The sequence below is a fragment of the Desulfoscipio geothermicus DSM 3669 genome, from assembly GCF_900115975.1.
In the GTDB taxonomy this organism is placed as follows: Bacteria; Bacillota; Desulfotomaculia; order Desulfotomaculales; family Desulfallaceae; genus Desulfoscipio; species Desulfoscipio geothermicus.
The window spans coordinates 53005-69133 of record NZ_FOYM01000016.1; the positions used below are offsets into that span (position 1 = coordinate 53005).

At 51.5% G+C, this 16129-nt stretch carries 16 protein-coding genes; 7 read left to right on the top strand and 9 right to left on the bottom strand.

What is annotated here, in order from left to right; genetic code table 11:
- The first annotated feature begins 74 nt into the window (after positions 1-74).
- The gene (leuS, locus tag BM299_RS10810; protein ID WP_092483874.1) at positions 75-2558 is read left to right on the top strand and encodes a leucine--tRNA ligase; all 2484 of its coding nucleotides are present in this window, start codon (positions 75-77) and stop codon (positions 2556-2558) included.
- A 158-nt stretch (positions 2559-2716) separates the two neighbouring features.
- Here the strand turns inward: leuS and BM299_RS10815 are convergent, their stop codons facing one another.
- Together BM299_RS10815 and BM299_RS10820 are read right to left on the bottom strand one after the other, a co-directional pair.
- Positions 2717-3439 (bottom strand): LCP family protein, encoded by a 723-nt coding sequence (locus BM299_RS10815; protein ID WP_092483876.1) that lies wholly within the window; start codon positions 3437-3439, stop codon positions 2717-2719.
- Between the two features lie 177 nt (positions 3440-3616).
- On the bottom strand, positions 3617-3832 hold the full coding sequence (locus BM299_RS10820; protein ID WP_092483878.1) for a hypothetical protein: 216 nt from the start codon (positions 3830-3832) through the stop codon (positions 3617-3619).
- A gap of 155 nt (positions 3833-3987) precedes the next feature.
- Here BM299_RS10820 and hisG point away from each other — a divergent pair, with 155 nt between their 5' ends.
- From hisG to BM299_RS10835, 3 genes are all read left to right on the top strand, one after another.
- Positions 3988-4863 (top strand): ATP phosphoribosyltransferase, encoded by an 876-nt coding sequence (gene hisG / locus BM299_RS10825; protein WP_092483880.1) that lies wholly within the window; start codon positions 3988-3990, stop codon positions 4861-4863.
- A 496-nt stretch (positions 4864-5359) separates the two neighbouring features.
- Positions 5360-6046, top strand: a complete 687-nt coding sequence (locus BM299_RS10830; RefSeq protein ID WP_092483882.1) for a rhomboid family intramembrane serine protease — start codon at positions 5360-5362, stop codon at positions 6044-6046.
- Between the two features lie 70 nt (positions 6047-6116).
- Positions 6117-6317 carry a PspC domain-containing protein gene (locus tag BM299_RS10835; RefSeq protein ID WP_092483884.1) on the top strand — a complete coding sequence of 67 codons (201 nt, stop codon included), beginning with the start codon at positions 6117-6119 and terminating at the stop codon, positions 6315-6317.
- A gap of 234 nt (positions 6318-6551) precedes the next feature.
- Here BM299_RS10835 and BM299_RS10840 read toward each other — a convergent pair whose 3' ends face one another.
- The 4 genes from BM299_RS10840 to BM299_RS19690 form a co-directional block, all read right to left on the bottom strand.
- Positions 6552-6977, bottom strand: a complete 426-nt coding sequence (locus BM299_RS10840; RefSeq protein ID WP_092483886.1) for a ferritin-like domain-containing protein — start codon at positions 6975-6977, stop codon at positions 6552-6554.
- A 208-nt stretch (positions 6978-7185) separates the two neighbouring features.
- The gene (locus BM299_RS20465) at positions 7186-7437 is read right to left on the bottom strand and encodes a class I SAM-dependent methyltransferase (RefSeq protein WP_425429486.1); all 252 of its coding nucleotides are present in this window, start codon (positions 7435-7437) and stop codon (positions 7186-7188) included.
- A 223-nt stretch (positions 7438-7660) separates the two neighbouring features.
- Positions 7661-8548 carry a polysaccharide deacetylase family protein gene (locus BM299_RS10850; RefSeq protein ID WP_165608275.1) on the bottom strand — a complete coding sequence of 296 codons (888 nt, stop codon included), beginning with the start codon at positions 8546-8548 and terminating at the stop codon, positions 7661-7663.
- Positions 8549-8711: 163 nt separating this feature from the next.
- Entirely contained in the window at positions 8712-9002 is a 291-nt protein-coding gene (locus tag BM299_RS19690; RefSeq protein ID WP_131820635.1) for a hypothetical protein, read from the bottom strand.
- Between the two features lie 362 nt (positions 9003-9364).
- Between BM299_RS19690 and acs the strand changes: the two genes are divergently transcribed.
- Entirely contained in the window at positions 9365-11467 is a 2103-nt protein-coding gene (gene acs, locus BM299_RS10855; protein ID WP_165608276.1) for an acetate--CoA ligase alpha subunit, read from the top strand.
- A gap of 11 nt (positions 11468-11478) precedes the next feature.
- Positions 11479-12537: a phosphotransacetylase family protein gene (locus BM299_RS10860; RefSeq protein ID WP_092483892.1), complete on the top strand. Its 1059-nt coding sequence runs from the start codon at positions 11479-11481 to the stop codon at positions 12535-12537.
- A 128-nt stretch (positions 12538-12665) separates the two neighbouring features.
- On the opposite strand, the gene BM299_RS10865 is transcribed toward BM299_RS10860, so the two are convergent.
- A complete protein-coding gene (locus BM299_RS10865) occupies positions 12666-12902 on the bottom strand; it encodes a hypothetical protein (protein WP_092483894.1) in 237 nt (78 codons plus the stop codon).
- Positions 12903-13082: 180 nt separating this feature from the next.
- On the opposite strand from BM299_RS10865, the gene BM299_RS10870 reads away from it, so the two are divergent.
- Positions 13083-13841, top strand: a complete 759-nt coding sequence (locus tag BM299_RS10870; RefSeq protein WP_092483896.1) for an HAD family hydrolase — start codon at positions 13083-13085, stop codon at positions 13839-13841.
- A gap of 32 nt (positions 13842-13873) precedes the next feature.
- Here BM299_RS10870 and BM299_RS10875 read toward each other — a convergent pair whose 3' ends face one another.
- Together BM299_RS10875 and BM299_RS10885 are read right to left on the bottom strand one after the other, a co-directional pair.
- A complete protein-coding gene (locus tag BM299_RS10875; protein WP_092483898.1) occupies positions 13874-15214 on the bottom strand; it encodes an ATP-binding protein in 1341 nt (446 codons plus the stop codon).
- A gap of 234 nt (positions 15215-15448) precedes the next feature.
- Positions 15449-15958, bottom strand: coding sequence for a CBS domain-containing protein (locus BM299_RS10885; RefSeq protein ID WP_092483902.1), 510 nt, complete (start codon positions 15956-15958; stop codon positions 15449-15451).
- Between the last annotated feature and the right edge of the window lie 171 nt (positions 15959-16129).

The following is a 16129-nucleotide window of genomic DNA, read 5'->3' on the forward strand; positions in this document are numbered from 1 at the left end:
GCGGGCCTGTTTTGACATGTTGGTTAAACAGGAGGCCGGTTTTATTCATATAAATTTTATGTCGGGAGGATGCCATGAAGGACCGTTATGATTTTAAGGAAATAGAAGCCAAGTGGCAACAAAAGTGGGCTGAACAGGATATTTACGCTGTTCCTGATTTCAGCGACCGGCCCAAGTATTACTGCCTGGAGATGTTCCCCTACCCCTCGGGAAAACTGCACATGGGGCACGTGCGCAATTATTCCATTGGCGACGTGGTGGCCCGTTATAAAACCATGCAGGGTTTCAATGTGCTGCACCCCATGGGGTGGGACGCCTTCGGCCTGCCGGCGGAAAACGCGGCCATCAAGCACGGGGCGCTGCACCCGGCCCAGTGGACCAAGGACAATATAGACGCCATGCGCGCGCAGTTGAAACAGCTGGGCATCAGTTACGACTGGAACCGGGAGGTGGCCACCTGTCATCCCGGTTACTACAAGTGGACCCAGTGGTTGTTCCTGCAGTTGTATCACAAAGGGCTGGCTTACAAAAAGAAAGCGGCCGTCAACTGGTGTCCTTCCTGCGCTACTGTACTGGCCAACGAGCAGGTCAAGGAGGGTATATGCGAGCGCTGCGCCAGTGATGTGGAGAAAAGGGAACTGGAACAGTGGTTCTTTAAGATCACCGACTACGCCGACCGGCTGCTGGCCGACCTGGACAAGTTGCAGGGATGGCCGGACAAGGTCAAGATCATGCAGGAGAACTGGATCGGGCGCAGCGAAGGCGCTGAGATTACTTTTACCATAGACGGGTTTGATGAAACCATCACGGTTTTCACCACCCGGCCGGATACGATATACGGTGTCACTTACATGGTGCTGGCGCCGGAGCATCCGCTGGTGGAAAAACTGATCGCGGGCCGGCCCCAGGCTGAACAAGTTAAAGAATTTGTAGCCCGGGTACGCAACCAGAGCGAGCTGGCCCGCACCTCCACCGAGACGGAGAAAATCGGCCTGCCAACCGGCGCTTACTGTGTCAACCCGCTGAGCGGGGAAAAGGTGCCCATCCTGGTGGCCAACTACGTGCTTTTGGAGTACGGCACCGGCGCGGTGATGGGCGTGCCGGCGCACGACCAGCGTGACTTTGAATTCGCCCGTAAATACAACCTGCCCATCCGGGTGGTTATTCAGCCCGAGGGTGCGGAACTGGAACCGGATTCCATGACCGAGGCGTACGACGGCGAGGGCTTGATGGTCAATTCCGGGCCCTTTGACGGCACTCCCAACCGGGAAGGCATTGCCGCCGTCACCCGTTACCTGGAGGAAAGGGGTCTGGGCAAAGGCCGCGTTAATTACCGCCTGCGGGACTGGCTTATTTCCCGGCAGCGTTACTGGGGTGCACCCATCCCCATAATTTACTGTGACCGGTGCGGCGTGGTGCCGGTGCCCGAAGAGGATTTGCCCGTCATGCTGCCCATGGATGTGGCCTTCAAGCCCACCGGTCGTTCACCGCTGGAGGAACACCGGGACTTTGTCAATACCGCCTGCCCGTCCTGCGGCGGTCCGGCCCGCCGGGAAACGGACACCATGGACACCTTCATGTGTTCATCATGGTATTACTACCGGTACACCAGCCCGCGGGACGAAGACAACGCCTGGGACCCGGACAAAGTCCGCCGGTGGCTGCCGGTGGACCAGTACATCGGCGGCGTGGAGCACGCCATATTGCACCTGCTGTACAGCCGGTTCTTTACCAAGGTGCTGTGCGACCTGAAACTGGTGGATAACGACGAGCCCTTTACCAACCTGCTCACCCAGGGCATGGTGCTCAAGGACGGGGCTAAAATGAGCAAGTCCAAAGGCAATGTAGTGAGCCCGGAAGATATTGTGGCCGCCTACGGGGCCGATACCGCCCGGCTGTTCATTCTGTTTGCTTCGCCGCCCGAGCGGGACCTGGAATGGAGCGACCAGGGCGTGGAGGGCTGTTACCGCTTCCTGAACCGGGTCTGGCGGTTGGTGGCGCCGCTGGGCGATACGCCGGCGGGCGCGCCATTGCCCGGGAACGCCAAGCTGGCCGGGGTTAACAAGGACATGCGCCGGGTGACCCACCAGGCTATCAAGAAGGTTACCGAGGATGTGGGCAACCGGTTCAACTTCAATACGGCGGTCAGCGCCATCATGGAACTGGTCAACGCCATGTACCAGTACCGGGAAGTGCCCGAATGCGACCGCGACGCCGGGGTATTGCGCGAGGCGGTGGATGCGCTGCTGCTGTTGCTGGCTCCCTTTGCTCCGCATATCACCGAGGAATTATGGGCTGTTACGGGTCACGAGGGCAGCATCCACGCCATGCCGTGGCCGGCTTACGACCCGGAGGCCATTGTAGAGGACGAAATTACCATCGTGGTGCAGATCAACGGCAAGGTACGGGACCGCATGCTGGTGCCGGCCGGCATGGAGCCGGATGCCATGCAGGAGCTGGTGATGCAGCAGGAGCGGGTTCAGCAATTGATTGGGGACAAAAAAGTTCTTAAGGTGATTCCCGTGCCCGGTAAGCTGGTAAATATTGTAGTAAAATAAAATCTATAAATAAAAAAAGCAAAAAGGGGACAGGCAACTTTTTTCGCATTTTGAAAAAAGAGCCTGTCCCCTTTTGCTTTTTGGGGTCAGACTTAAACTTGTTTAAACTAACCATAATATTTATATATACTGCTTAAAAGTTTAATGCAATCACCAATTTACGAAGTCACTTCCTTTAATGTCCTCGACCATGTGTCCGGCTCAACCCGGCGGTACTTGCGGTTGCCGATCATGCAGTCACGGCCCGGCACCGCCTTTTTTTGCAGCACGCCGGAGCCCCGGTATCGCAGCACATGGTAAAATGCCATCACGTGTTGCGGGCCGATATTGCTGTCAATTTGCCGGCAAAAAATCCAGATAACCTCCGGTAGTTTCAACAACACTGCCGGCGTCAACAAGGCATCGGCCAGTTGCCTGATTTCCACCTGCAGGTTTACCGGGCCGTCGGTATAATTACCTTCAAAAACATCCCTGAGGGTTGTTTTTCTGCCGGCCATTTCTATGTTGCCGATTACATCACTGACATTGACCAGCGCCTGCTGGTCAATGGTGATGTAGGCCCCTATGGAGGTTTTAAATAAGTCCTCCATTTGCCGAATCAATTTATCCCTGCCGTATTTATAATAACATTCACTCACCGTTGTTTCCTGTTTTTCGCTGTCAAGCCAGGTGTAAACGGGTACGGAAACGATCCCGATGGGCCCGGCCCGGTCGGGGAAGAAAGTCAGGTTCACCGCTTTCAGTTTGGGGCCGTCGGTCCAGAAAATAATCACGCTGTCCGGCGTACCGGTGTCGGCCTGTGCCGCAAAACCGGGTGTGGATAAAAAACCCGACAAAAATATCAAGGACAACATCAACACGGTGATTTGCAACGTCCGCAATGATGGTTCTCCTTTCAGTAAAAAGTGTCGCGGATATTGGTGGTGGCAACAAAATCTGCAACTGGTCGCAGTTGTTATGCCATGCTTATTTTTGCCGGGTTGCCTGACAATTATTATTATTTATTAAAAAAGGGCGCTTTAGCCAATTGCACCGCTTTCCCGGTTGTAGCAAACATTTTAAGTGTAAAACTCCACGGGCGGGTTGGTGCTGTAATTTTTAACGCACCGGCCGCGAGAGGAACGGAACAGGTCCTGGAACAGGCGGTGAAAATCTTCCACCGGTAGGCAGAGATAACCGTCCGTATTGGCCAGGGAACCATTGACATAAAAATTAAAGAAAATGTGATGTTTGGTGACTTTAACCATGGAAAGCCTGTATTCATTGGTACTCACGTTTATCACCTTGTGCCTGTAATTTTTTATATTTTACGTGATAAAGTTAAAATAGTCCATAGACCCTTGACAGTTGCCGGGCAGGGGTATATACTGAATAAAGTGCTTTAATACGCTAAATAGATAACGAGATAAAGTAAAGGGGATGGCTAAATATGCAAAAAAAGTTACGTTTGGGATTACCCAAAGGGAGCTTGCAAGAATCAACTTTTCAGCTGTTCAAGCGAGCGGGCTTTAACATTTCCGTGCGCAGCCGCTCTTACTTTCCGTCCATAGACGACCCGGAAATAGAAGTGGTGCTGATGCGCGCCCAGGAAATTCCCCGCTATGTCAACGAGGGTGTACTGGATGCTGGATTAAGCGGTCTGGACTGGATTTTGGAGAATGAAGCCGATGTGGTGGAAGTGGCCAACCTGGCCTATTCCAAGCAGACCAACAACCCTATCCGGGTGGTGCTGGCGGTTTCCGAATACAGCGATATCCAAACGGTTAAGGACCTGGAGGGTAAACGCATCGCCACCGAACTGGTGCGGCTTACCCGCAACTACCTGAAAAAGAACGGTGTCACCGCCTCGGTGGAATTCAGCTACGGGGCCACGGAGGTCAAGGTGCCGCACCTGGTGGACGCCATTGTCGATCTCACCGAAACCGGCAGTTCCTTGCGTGCCAACAAGCTCAAGGTGATTGACACCTTACTGGAGTCCACTACCAGGCTGCACGCCAACAAGCAGGCCTGGGACGACCCCTTCAAAAAGGAAAAATTGCAAAACCTGGCGGTATTGCTGCTGGGCGCGCTGCGCGCCGATTCCAAGGTGGGCCTGAAAATGAACCTGCCCAAGGACAAGCTGGACGACATCCTGACTATTCTGCCCGCCATGAAGCACCCCACGGTGTCGCAGTTGATCAACAGCGACTGGCTGGCCCTGGAGACCATATTGGACGAAAAACAGGTGCGCGACCTGATCCCCTCCCTGCGCCGGGCCGGCGCCCAGGACATCATCGAATACCCGCTCAACAAGGTAATCCCGTAAAACTGCCACGTTGCGCGCATTATGCAGGACCACCGGAGCCGGTCCGAAACGAACCAAAGTCCTGTCGGAGCGGAGATTCGCAAGCGCAGCAGGGACTACCAATCCGCAAAAAGGGGACTGAAAAAAAGGGACTGGCTCCTTTTTCGCATTTTGAAAAAGGTGCCTGTCCCCCTTTTTTTTCCTGTCTCCTTTTACGGTGCCTTTTTTATTCTTGAGGTTGTTCGAAAAGTTCACGCGAGACACACGTTTGATAGGTGCCAGGTGTTGAAAGTTGAAAAATCTTCGATTTTCAACTTTCAACACCTGGCACCAAAGCTAACTACACCGACTTGGCAAACTTTGTTCAAATGCTGCACTAGCACCTACATGCTCCTTTTCGAACACACACTTCTTGTTTACAACCAAAAGCCAAATTTTTTTAATATAGCCGCGCGCAATTTGGTGAATTATAATATTATTAAGGTAATCGCTTTGCACGACGGAAGGGGAGAAATCATTGATTCCGCTCAGAGACAGCGTCAGATCGCGAACTTTTCCCATTGTCAACCTGACCATTATAGTATTGAACCTAATTGTATATTTTTTGGAAGTTTCGGTCGAACCGTACCAATTGAACCAGATTTACTATACTTTTGGTTTGACTCCGGCTGAAGTGTTGAATACAATTTTTACGGGGGCGTCCCTGACGCCGGTGCTGGTAAGTTTTATTACCGCCATGTTTATACACGGCGGGTGGGTGCATGTAATAGGTAACATGCTGTTCTTATGGGTTTTTGGGGATAATGTCGAGGACCGGCTGGGGCATTTCAAGTACCTGCTTTTTTACCTGGCTGCCGGGATAGTTGGCAGCGTGGCCCATATTATGACCAATCCCACTTCCACCGTTCCGGTGGTGGGGGCCAGCGGCGCCGTGGCCGGGGTGCTGGGCGCTTACATTATTGCCTTTCCACGCTCGCGCATTCTCGCCCTGGTACCCATTATAATCATCTTTACCCTTATGGAAATTCCGGCGGTTGTATTCATTGCTCTGTGGTTTTTAATCCAGCTGTTCAACGGTGTGGCGTCCCTGGGCGGCGCGGCCAACCCGGTGGCTTACTGGGCCCATGTGGGTGGTTTTATCATGGGCGCTGTGCTGATTAAAATAATGGCCCCGCGCGTGGCTAAAGGTTATTTTCGTCCATAATGCCGACAAGCCGTGGCGACAAGATGCCCCGCGGCTTATAAGTTCCACCGATCAAAGGAGATTTGTGCATATGGCCCGACAAATTAAACGATTATACCGATCCAGCCGCAATTACATGATAGGCGGGGTTTGCGGCGGGCTGGCGGAATATTTGGGTCTGGACCCCGCCCTGGTACGCCTGGGATATGTGCTGCTTTCCGTGCTTTCTGCAGCTTTTCCGGGTATTCTTGTTTATTTGATTGCTTGGCTGGTAATCCCCAGGGACTTGTAAAAGTCGAGAAGGACAGCTCTTTGGGGGGGGTTAAAAACTACCTGGTTACGCAAGCCTTCGTAAAACTGCACGTATTCATTATAGACGGTAATAATGTCGTAAAGTTCCCAATACGCTGTTCCCTTTGGATAAAAAAGCCTTAACCTTATATATATAGGAACCGGTTAAGGCTATGCATATATTGGTGTAAAAGTAATTGGAGATTGCTTTCTGACCAGGTTCCTGGTTGCCTGCTTACTTAAAATATCTATCCAGCAGCCCCTTTAGGGCTCGGGCGTGCCTGGCCTCATCCTTGGCGGCTTCGTCAAAAAAGTCGTGCGCCTCGTCAATGTTATCCTGCTTGGCCTTCACGGCAGCTTCACGCTTCATCTGGTTTGATTTTTGTTCTCCGGCTAAAGCCTTTTCAATGTTTTCTTTGGTACTGGCGGAAATTTCACCGTTGAGTTCGCCGAAGCGAGCGGCGTGCATAGCTTCTTCCCAGGCAATTCGAATCAGCACTTCGCCAACCTCGGGGTAACCCTCGCGCTGCGCCTGGCGGGCAGCTGCCAGATACCAGCCCACCTCCCAGTTTTCGCCGCTGAAGTTATCTTTCACCGCCTGTTCCAGGGCTGTGCCTTTAGTAACCCCCAGTTTAACTTCTGTAGCAAAACTTAAATCCATTTTTAACCCTCCCAATAGTATTTTGTGATTATTTTCCCCACAACCACCCCAGCGCATACTAAATAGGTCAGTTAGGGCGTTACGAATTTTAGAACTCAAAGGAGCGGATATATCACCAACAAAGGTCATTGCAGTAGTTTCTTGAAAACCTGCTTGTTTAAACCATTCACGGGCACGCATGATATGCCTCTCCGGTTTCATAGTTTTTTTAAATGGAGCAATTCCCGCCGAAGTTGCATTTAATTGAGCTTCCAACAGTGGATATCCAGGAAGTAGCATCTGTGACGACCATATTAGAATAAATACCAAAGGTGTTGTCACTGTAAGGAATTGCATTGACATCACCCACCTTAAACGTAATCCTGTCTTTTAAGCCGGACTTAGATACTAAACAATAAGCTTCTTCCAAAAATTCCTTAGTTATGTCAAGACCCACTATGTGTCCGCTTGGCCCCACCACTTCTGCTAACAGCAGGGAATACAGCCCAATACCGCACCCTGCATCCAGCCCATAACTTGATAAAGGAATAGGTAGTTCTTTTAGTATCTTTCTAACAACTGGCTCCCTAAGAGCATTTGATAAGCGTAACCTTGTAGAATATTGGTTAAATGTTGCTCATATTTTATCACCACCACTATGAATATTGATCATGGTAGCGATATCTGGTAAGAAAAAGGTTTAATCAGTTAAACAATTCAGAAATAGGCACCGGTTCCAGATCACGTTCCCTTAATTTTTGAATGATTTCGGGTAGGGCCTGCAGCGTATTCTTATGCCCTTCGTGCAAAACAATAATTGAGCCGGGTATAGTCTGATTCAATATTTTAGCGACTATTTCTTCCGGGGGCGGGTCTTCCCAGTCCCGGGGATCAACATCCCACAGGATCAACTGCTGGTTTAACTCCTGAGCTGCCGCAACCATGGCTTCGGAGTGGCGGCCATAGGGAGGGCGCAAAAGGCTTACCTCTTTGCCCACAATATCGTAAACCTGCTCTGCCACGCTCTGCAGGTCTGCAAACACCTGCCCCGTCTCCAGTTGATCCAACCGGCCATGCCACCAGGAATGACTGCCGATTTCGCTTCCCTGTTCTATAACTTTACGAGCTAACTCGGGGTAAAGACTCACCCGCTGTCCCACCATGAAAAAAGTAGCCCGCGTATCATATTTTTCAAGGACGTCAAGATACTGTTCGGTCATCCCCGGAAAAGGGCCGTCATCAAAGCTTATCCCCACTTTGCCCTTAACCTCAACTCGTTTCATTATTTGTGGATACTCTACCGGGGGAGGATCCACCGCTGTAGACTGTCGCGGCAGAGGCAGCATTTTTTCCGGCTGCGATGATATTTGCGGGGATTTACCTTTGTTACCTGCCTGCGGAAGCTTAGTTTCAGCCGATTGCTGGCCGGTAACGGAAAGGGATGATGCTGCCGTTGACTTGCTCGTTTGTTGATTTAACTCCTGCCACGAGTGATATCCGAGTGATTGTCTTGATAATGTAAACTGAAAAGGATAGAAAAAAACGCCAAGAAAAACCAGCGCCCCGATTACTGCCCGTAAGGCAGCTAACATTTTACTTCGCCCTCCCCGATATATTAATACCTTATATTTATAGACGAATTTTCTCATATTTTTGTTGCATCTTATGGAATGATTTTCATATGTATAACTCCTCTCTAATATAAAAGCTAATATCAGGGCTTGTAGTTTAGCTTTCTGACAGGTTACTTAATAATCAAAGGGAGGCCTTTTCTTCCACCGTGTTAGGTTTTAGGTCAAAACGAGCTACTTCTTCATCTCCTAAAGTAACAATCAAGTTAGCATTTAGGGCTTCTCGTTCTAATTGTTGCATTTCTTCAGGAGGGGGCAACAGTTTGACCTCCTGGTTTTCCTCTGCAGCACCTAAGTCGAAATGAAGGGTATATACCCCTTTTTGGCCTGGTTTGAGAACTGAAGTAAAAGTATGGCTGTGTCCTAATCCAGTCCCGCTATACCCCTCTGGATGATTAAATATGTCAAATCCCATTGTCCTTTTTGAAACAGATAGGCGGGTTTGATTGTTTACGCCCAATTGCGGAAGAAGAGAAATGCGCGATGCCGTTTTTTCCCGTATTGGTCAACTGCTTTAACTCATGGCCGTCTGGTGCCGCCATTCCCTTTTTTCCTTCAAGTGGCAACCGGCTTGTTCTCATTGAATTGATAGATTTCAAGATAGTGTGCTTTTTCTGTCTATTGTTAATTATTTTAAAAAATGAACTTCAACCCAAGTGGTTTACTATCGCTATCCTTACTGGATATAATGTTACCAAACAATAAAGACCTAATATTTTAAAACCTGTTGGTTGCTTGGCGGGTTGATTAAAGAGGTGTAATAGCGAGGTGAGGATAGTGAACGATCTCACAAGCATGGTCAGGCCGGAATCGGTTGCCGTGGTCGGAGCTACACCAAAGCCGGGGAAAATTGGCCACACTATTTTTAACAATGTCATTAACAGCGGTTATCAGGGGAAAATATTTCCCATTAATCCCAAGGAAAAGGAAATCGCTGGATTGCAAGCCTACCCAGCTGTATCCGAAGTGCCCGAACAGGTAGACATGGCGGTAATTGCCGTACCTGCGGCCCGGGTGTTGGATGTGGCGGAAGATTGCGGCCGGGCCGGCGTAAAAAGCCTGGCGGTGATTACCGCGGGCTTTAAGGAAGTTGGCTCGGAAGGACTGGAACTGGAAAAACGGCTGGTACAAACTTGTAAAAATTACGGTATGCGCATGCTGGGTCCCAACGTAGTGGGGCTTATTGATACGCATACACCCATCAACGCTTCATTTTCAGCTACATTCCCCAAAAAGGGAGAAATCGCCTTCCTGTCACAGAGCGGTGCGATGCTGGTGGCCATTTTGGACTGGAGCATTGCGGTGGGGCTGGGCTTCAGCAAGGTGGTCAGCCTGGGTAACAAGGCTGACTTGTCCGAAATAGACTTTATCGAAGAAGCCGCCAACGACCCCAACACCAAGGTTATTCTTTGTTACATTGAAGATATCGTAGACGGTCCCAGGTTTCTTGATGTAGCCTCCCGGGCGGCGCGCAAAAAGCCGGTGATCGTAATCAAGTCCGGGACCAGCCAGGCCGGGGCGCAGGCCGCGTCGTCCCACACCGGTGCTCTGGCGGGCAGTGACCTGGCCTACGATGTGGCTTTCCGCCAGTGCGGTATCATCAGGGCCAAAAGTATGACGGAATTATTCGACCTGGCGGTAGCTTTCGCCAAGGCCCCGGTGCCCAAGGGCAACCGGGTGGCCATTGTTACCAACTCCGGCGGCCCCGGGATTATCGCTACGGATAACGTGGAGGCCATGGGTCTCACCATGGCCCGGTTTGAAAAGGAAACCATTGATGAATTGCGGGAAAACCTGCCGGCGGAATCCAACATCTACAACCCGGTGGATGTGCTGGGTGACGCCAAGGCCGATCGCTACCGGTTCGCGCTGCAAAAAGTGTGCGCCGACCCCAATGTGGACAGCGTGGTAGTGTTGATGTGCCCGGTGGGGGTTACCCAACCCATTGAAACCACCGAGGCCATCCTGGAGATGCGGGAAGCTTTCCCCGACAAGCCCATTTTCGGGGCTTACATGGGCGGTGAGACTCTGGCCGGGGGAGCGAACATGCTGGCTAAAGCCGGAGTGCCCTGCTTTACCTTCCCGGAACCGGCTATAGCGTCTATCAGCGGCCTGGTGCACTATAATGAAGTATTGCGGACTCCGGAGGAGGACAGCGCTGCTGATTTGCCGAATATTGACCGTAAAGGTGTAAAGGCTATATTTTATGATGTGTTAAAAGACAACCGGCTGGTGCTGCTGGGCAGTGAAACTGCGGAAATAGCCAAATGTTACGGTATCCCGGCGGCGCCGGTGGCGCTGGCCACTTCACCGGATGAGGCCGTGGAAGAGGCGGAAAAAATGGGTTTCCCGGTGGTGCTGAAGGTGGCTTCCCCGAAAATTATGCACAAGACAGATGTGGGTGGAGTTAAAATAGGTTTACAGACGGCGGAGGAAGTGCGCCAGGCTTATATAGAAATCATGGATAACGTGCACGGGTATATGCCCCAGGCGGTGATTTACGGTATTGAGGTGCAGAAGATGATGCCCAAGGGCACGGAACTGATTATCGGGATGACCCGGGATGTCCAGTTCGGCCCGCTTATAGCCTTCGGTCTGGGCGGCATCTATGTCAACCTGCTCAAGGACGTCAGTTTCCGGCTGGCCCGGGGGTTGACCGCGCGGGAAATCGAAAACATGCTGCGGGAGACCAAAGCTTATACCTTACTGCGGGGTTACCGTGGTGAAAAACCCCGGGATATGGCGGCCCTGGTGGATGTCATTAGAAGAGTGGCGGCGCTGGTCAATGATTTTCCGGAAATTGCCGAAATGGATATCAACCCGGTGTTTGCATATGAAGACGGGCTATCCGCCCTGGATATAAAAATCACCATATCGTGAGGTGTTTACTGATGAAAAACCTGTTAGTTATGGGTAACCCGGGTAGTGGAAAAACTGCTATAGCCCTGGGTTTAGCGTTAAAATTCAAAGACATGGGCTACCGGGTGGGGTATTTTAAGCCGGTGGACAACGGTAGAAAGTCAGCCTCCGGGAAGGTACCCGGCGGGGATGCCGTTTTGATGAAGCATGTGCTGGATATGGAAGTCCCGGTGGGAATTATCAGCCCGGTTATGGCGGGACCGTCTTACCTGACCCGGTTTGGCGAAAACGCTACCAATTTGCAAGATATCAAGGGCGCCTATTCAGAAGTGGCCCGCGATTGTGACATCGTGCTGGTGGAGGGGGCCGTTTACCCATACGCCCTGGCTGCCGTCGGCCTGGATGCGACCGCGATGGCTCGCGAACTTGATGCCAAAATATTGACTGTCCAGCAGGTGGAAGACGATTACAGCCTGGATCAGGCGCTGTTTTACAACCGGTACCTGGCCGGACAGCAGGTGCCGTCTGCAGGCACAGTTTTCAGCAATGTGCCCCGGCCGCTGCTGGCCAAAACGGAGGGCGTTTTCCGCCCGGCCATGGAAGAAGACGGGTTTAACATTACCGGTATTATTCCCAGCCGGCCGGAAATTTCCTCACCAACCGTTGAAGAATACCGGGAGAGGCTGGGCGGTGAAGTCCTGGTGGGCCAGGAAAAGATGGGCCGGCTGGTGGAAGATGTCGTGGTAGGCGCCATGACCATGGAAAGTGCCCTTTCTTACCTGCGCCGGGCGGCCAACAAGGCCGTGGTCATGGGCGGGGACCGGTCGGACCTGGCCCTGGCGGCGCTGGAGACCCACACTTCGGTGTTGATTCTTACCGGCGGGCTATACCCCGACGTACGAGTACTGGCTCGGGCCGGGGAAAAGGGAGTGCCCGTGATCCTGACTTACCAGGATACCTATACGGTGATCGAAATGGTCTCCCACCTGTCCAGGCACCTCAAGCCCAATGACAAAGTCGGCATAGCCATAGCCAAAGAAAATGTCGAACAGTATTGCGACTACCAATCTGTTCTTGAATCATTGGCGTAGTGGAACCTGCAAAAAGGGGACTGGCTTCTTTTTCGTTTTTTGAAAAAGGTACCTGTCCCCTTTTTGCTTTTTACTTCTGAAGGAAAGCGGGCCAACAATTAAAATGTGATTTTCCTATACCTGCCCGGTCAACGCTGCTCTGCGATATACCGGGTGGCCGCCTCCACGATTTGTCTTTTAACTTCTTCCCGGTACGCCGGGGGAATGTTTTCGCTGACCGGTATGTTGTTATGTTCAGCTTGCCTGTGGTATTCTACAATGCCGTCGCCTATCAGGCGTTCACCTTCGGTGACCCGGTAATGTATAATATAGCTGGGGTCGATGGAATTATCTTTGTCTACCCGGACGGAAACATTGTATGTCATTTTCGTCAAACCTCCTGTTTTTCTCATATTGTTTCCTGGCGGCCGGTTTTCATAAACATGCTTTTAACTCGGCTTAATTGGGTTGACCAATTAAAAAGGAAATAACGGGCGGGGCAGCGAAAGTAAGTTTTGGCTTGATATTTTGAAGCAGGTCAATGTTACAGGTAAGGGGGATCACAATTGCCTTTACTGAAGGCGGGTAGTAAAGAATTTAACTGTCAAGCAGTGTTGTTTGATAAAGACGGTACTTTGCTGGATTTTAAGGTAATGTGGTTGGAGTGGTCCAGGTATATGATAGATGAAATCCTGGCTGCCGTTAACCACGGGGTGTTGTCGCGGGAGGTTTTGGAGCAGGCCATGGGGATTGATATGGCGAACTGGCACGTGGACCCGGATGGTCCGCTGGCGGGGGGGACGATGTCCGGCTTGCGGTCTGCCCTTGTCATGGTAATGCGGGAATCCGGAATGTCTGAAGAAACGGCACATGATTTGGTCACCGAAGTGTCCCGGCGTTCTGAAACAGCCATGGATTGGGAGTCGCTGACCAGGCCGGTGCCGGGGCTGAAGGTACAACTGGAAAGTTTGCGGCGCAACGGTTTCAGGCTGGCGGTGGTGACGGCGGATGTAACTGAACGGGCACAATTGTCCATGGTTTCTTTGCAATTAAATGATTTCTTTGACGTTGTGATCGGAGCGGACCTGGTGAAAAACTCCAAGCCCGCCCCGGATATGGCCCTGCTGGCCTGCCGCCTGCTGGGCGTGGCGCCGGGACAGGCGGTGGTAATCGGTGATACGCCGCGGGATATCCAGATGGCCAGAGACGCCGGCGCAGGCAGTATCGGGGTGCTGTCGGGGGTCTGCACCCGGGAACAACTGGCCGGCGCCGGCGCGGATGCTGTAATTGAATCAGTGGCGGCACTGGGTTGGCAGAATGCGTAGAATCGCAACCATGCAACACCCGGCACCAAAGTTTAATTCCTTTCCAGGGCCAGTTGCCCTTCCAGGTGGTCGATGAACTGGCGGGCGGCCCGGGGTGAGCGTCCGTTATGCCACATCGACCATTGCAGCGCGCGCCGGCGCAATTCATCCTGCTCCAACGCGAGGTCGCGCTGTCGGGCCAGCCCGACAGCGATTTGCAGAAAAAGTTCCTGGTCCGGAGTGGGAAAAATGACGGTCATGCCAAAACGGTCGGCCAGGGACAGCTTTTCCTGCACCGAGTCCATGGCGTGGATTTCCCGCCCGGCGGTGTTTCGTTCCCGGTCAGCGAAGGTTTCCCGTACCAGATGGCGGCGGTTGGATGTGGCGTAAATTATTACGTTGTCGGGCCGCGCTTCGACGCCTCCCTCCAGCAGCGCTTTGAGGTCCTTGTAAACCGTTTCGTTTTCTTCAAAGGACAAGTCGTCCACAAACAAGATAAACCGGTGTTTGCGCCGGCGCAATTCTTCAATTATGGCCGGGAATTGTGCCAGCTGCCGCCTGGGTACTTCCACCAGACGCAGGCCCCGGGGCCAGTATTCGTTGAGCAGTGCCTTAACTGTGGAGGATTTTCCGGTGCCCCGGTCGCCGTAAAGCAGGATGTTGTTTGCGGGGTAGCCGTGCAAAAACTGCCGGGTGTTGTTGATGATTTCTTCCCGGATGTCCCGGTACCCGATCAATTTATCCAGGCTGACCGGGTCGGGCCGGCTGATGCCGTGCAGGGAACCGTTTTGCCACTTGAAGGCGATGTAACGGCTGTAAATGCCGCAGCCGCAGGCGGCGTAATGATCTCCCAGCAGGCCGGCGAGCCTGTCCCACTGTGATTCGGCGGCCATTTTTTCTTTTACTTGCAGCAGCCGGCGGGCGAAGGCGGCGGGCTGTTCCGGCAAAGGCGGGGGAGCTGTCCACAACGGTAATTGCCCGGCTTCGCCGGGTAAGGCTGAAGACCGGTGGATCAACTGCTCGGTGGCGTCCCGTATAATTACTGTATTTAATTGAAAAGCCTGTTGTAAAATCAGCAAATCCCTTTTAACCGCCGGCAAAAAAACTGTGTAATCGGCTCCCGGCGTATATGCCGCCCGGCTAAAAGGGTTGTCGTCGTGAATTATCAGATTCAGCAAGTGGTTCTGCCAGGCATCGCATCCTTCCAGGGGGTTGCAGGTCCCGGCCAGCAGGTGATATACCCCGGCGTAGGTTTGGGCCGGGTGTGCCGTTTCGCCCGGGCCGGCGAGTGCTTCCAGGTGTTCTTGAAAGGCCTGCATAACACAATCCCGTAAAATGTTGCGATAAAGGGTTAAACTTTTTAAGTTAAATAAAATGGTACGTAAACCGGGCATTGATAATACCTCTTTCACTGGTAATATAACTTTATACTAAACCATTATATAACTGTACCGGTGAAATTAACAATGGAGAAAAAAGGGGGACAGGCACCTTTTTCAAAATGCGAAAAAGGAGCCAGTCCCCTTTTTTTGGTTAAGCTCATAATGAGGGATTTGTAAGGGATGGCTTTTTTTTGTTGACCCGTGCAGTAAAAGGAAAACGTAAAAACCCCGGTCCGGCACCGGGGATTACTTTGGCGGGGCATTATCAAACAGTTTTTTTATAAAGGGTATCAGGTCAATGGGTCTGACAACACCCACTACTTCATTCTGGCTGTTAACCACCGGTGTTATGGTTATGCGGTGGCTCAGGATAATTTCCGCCACTTTTCCGGGAGAATCATTTTCATGCACGGAAACTTGCACCATCGGCTTAATGCATTTCTTGATCGGGGTGTCCTTAATTAACTGTATCCCCTCCAGGAAAAAGAAATCAGGACGGCTGACAGTGCTGAAAATGCCCAATAATCCCCCCGCTCTGGGGGCTAATTTGCTTATGGCCTCAAATATGTTTCTCAATGTCAGAAACCCTGCTATGTTGTTGTTATCGTTCATCACAACCAGCCAGCGATACCCCTTTTCCTTGGACATCCGGTGGATGATATTGACAGCTTCATGCAGGGTTGTGTTATCGTTGACGTGCGGGTAATCGGATAACGGGATCATGTAGTCTTTGATTGTTTTTGCTTTTTCTTTCACCCCGGGTACCTCCTTGTAAAGTTTATATATGTGTTAAACTATAAAGAAATGTTGTTTTGCTGGCAATACTTATCCTTTTTAAAGCATTTATTTCAATGTAAATTGTGATTTTCGGGTGTCGATATTTTCACAAGATTTTATAAAAACAGTGGGAACGGTTTACCGGGTTGA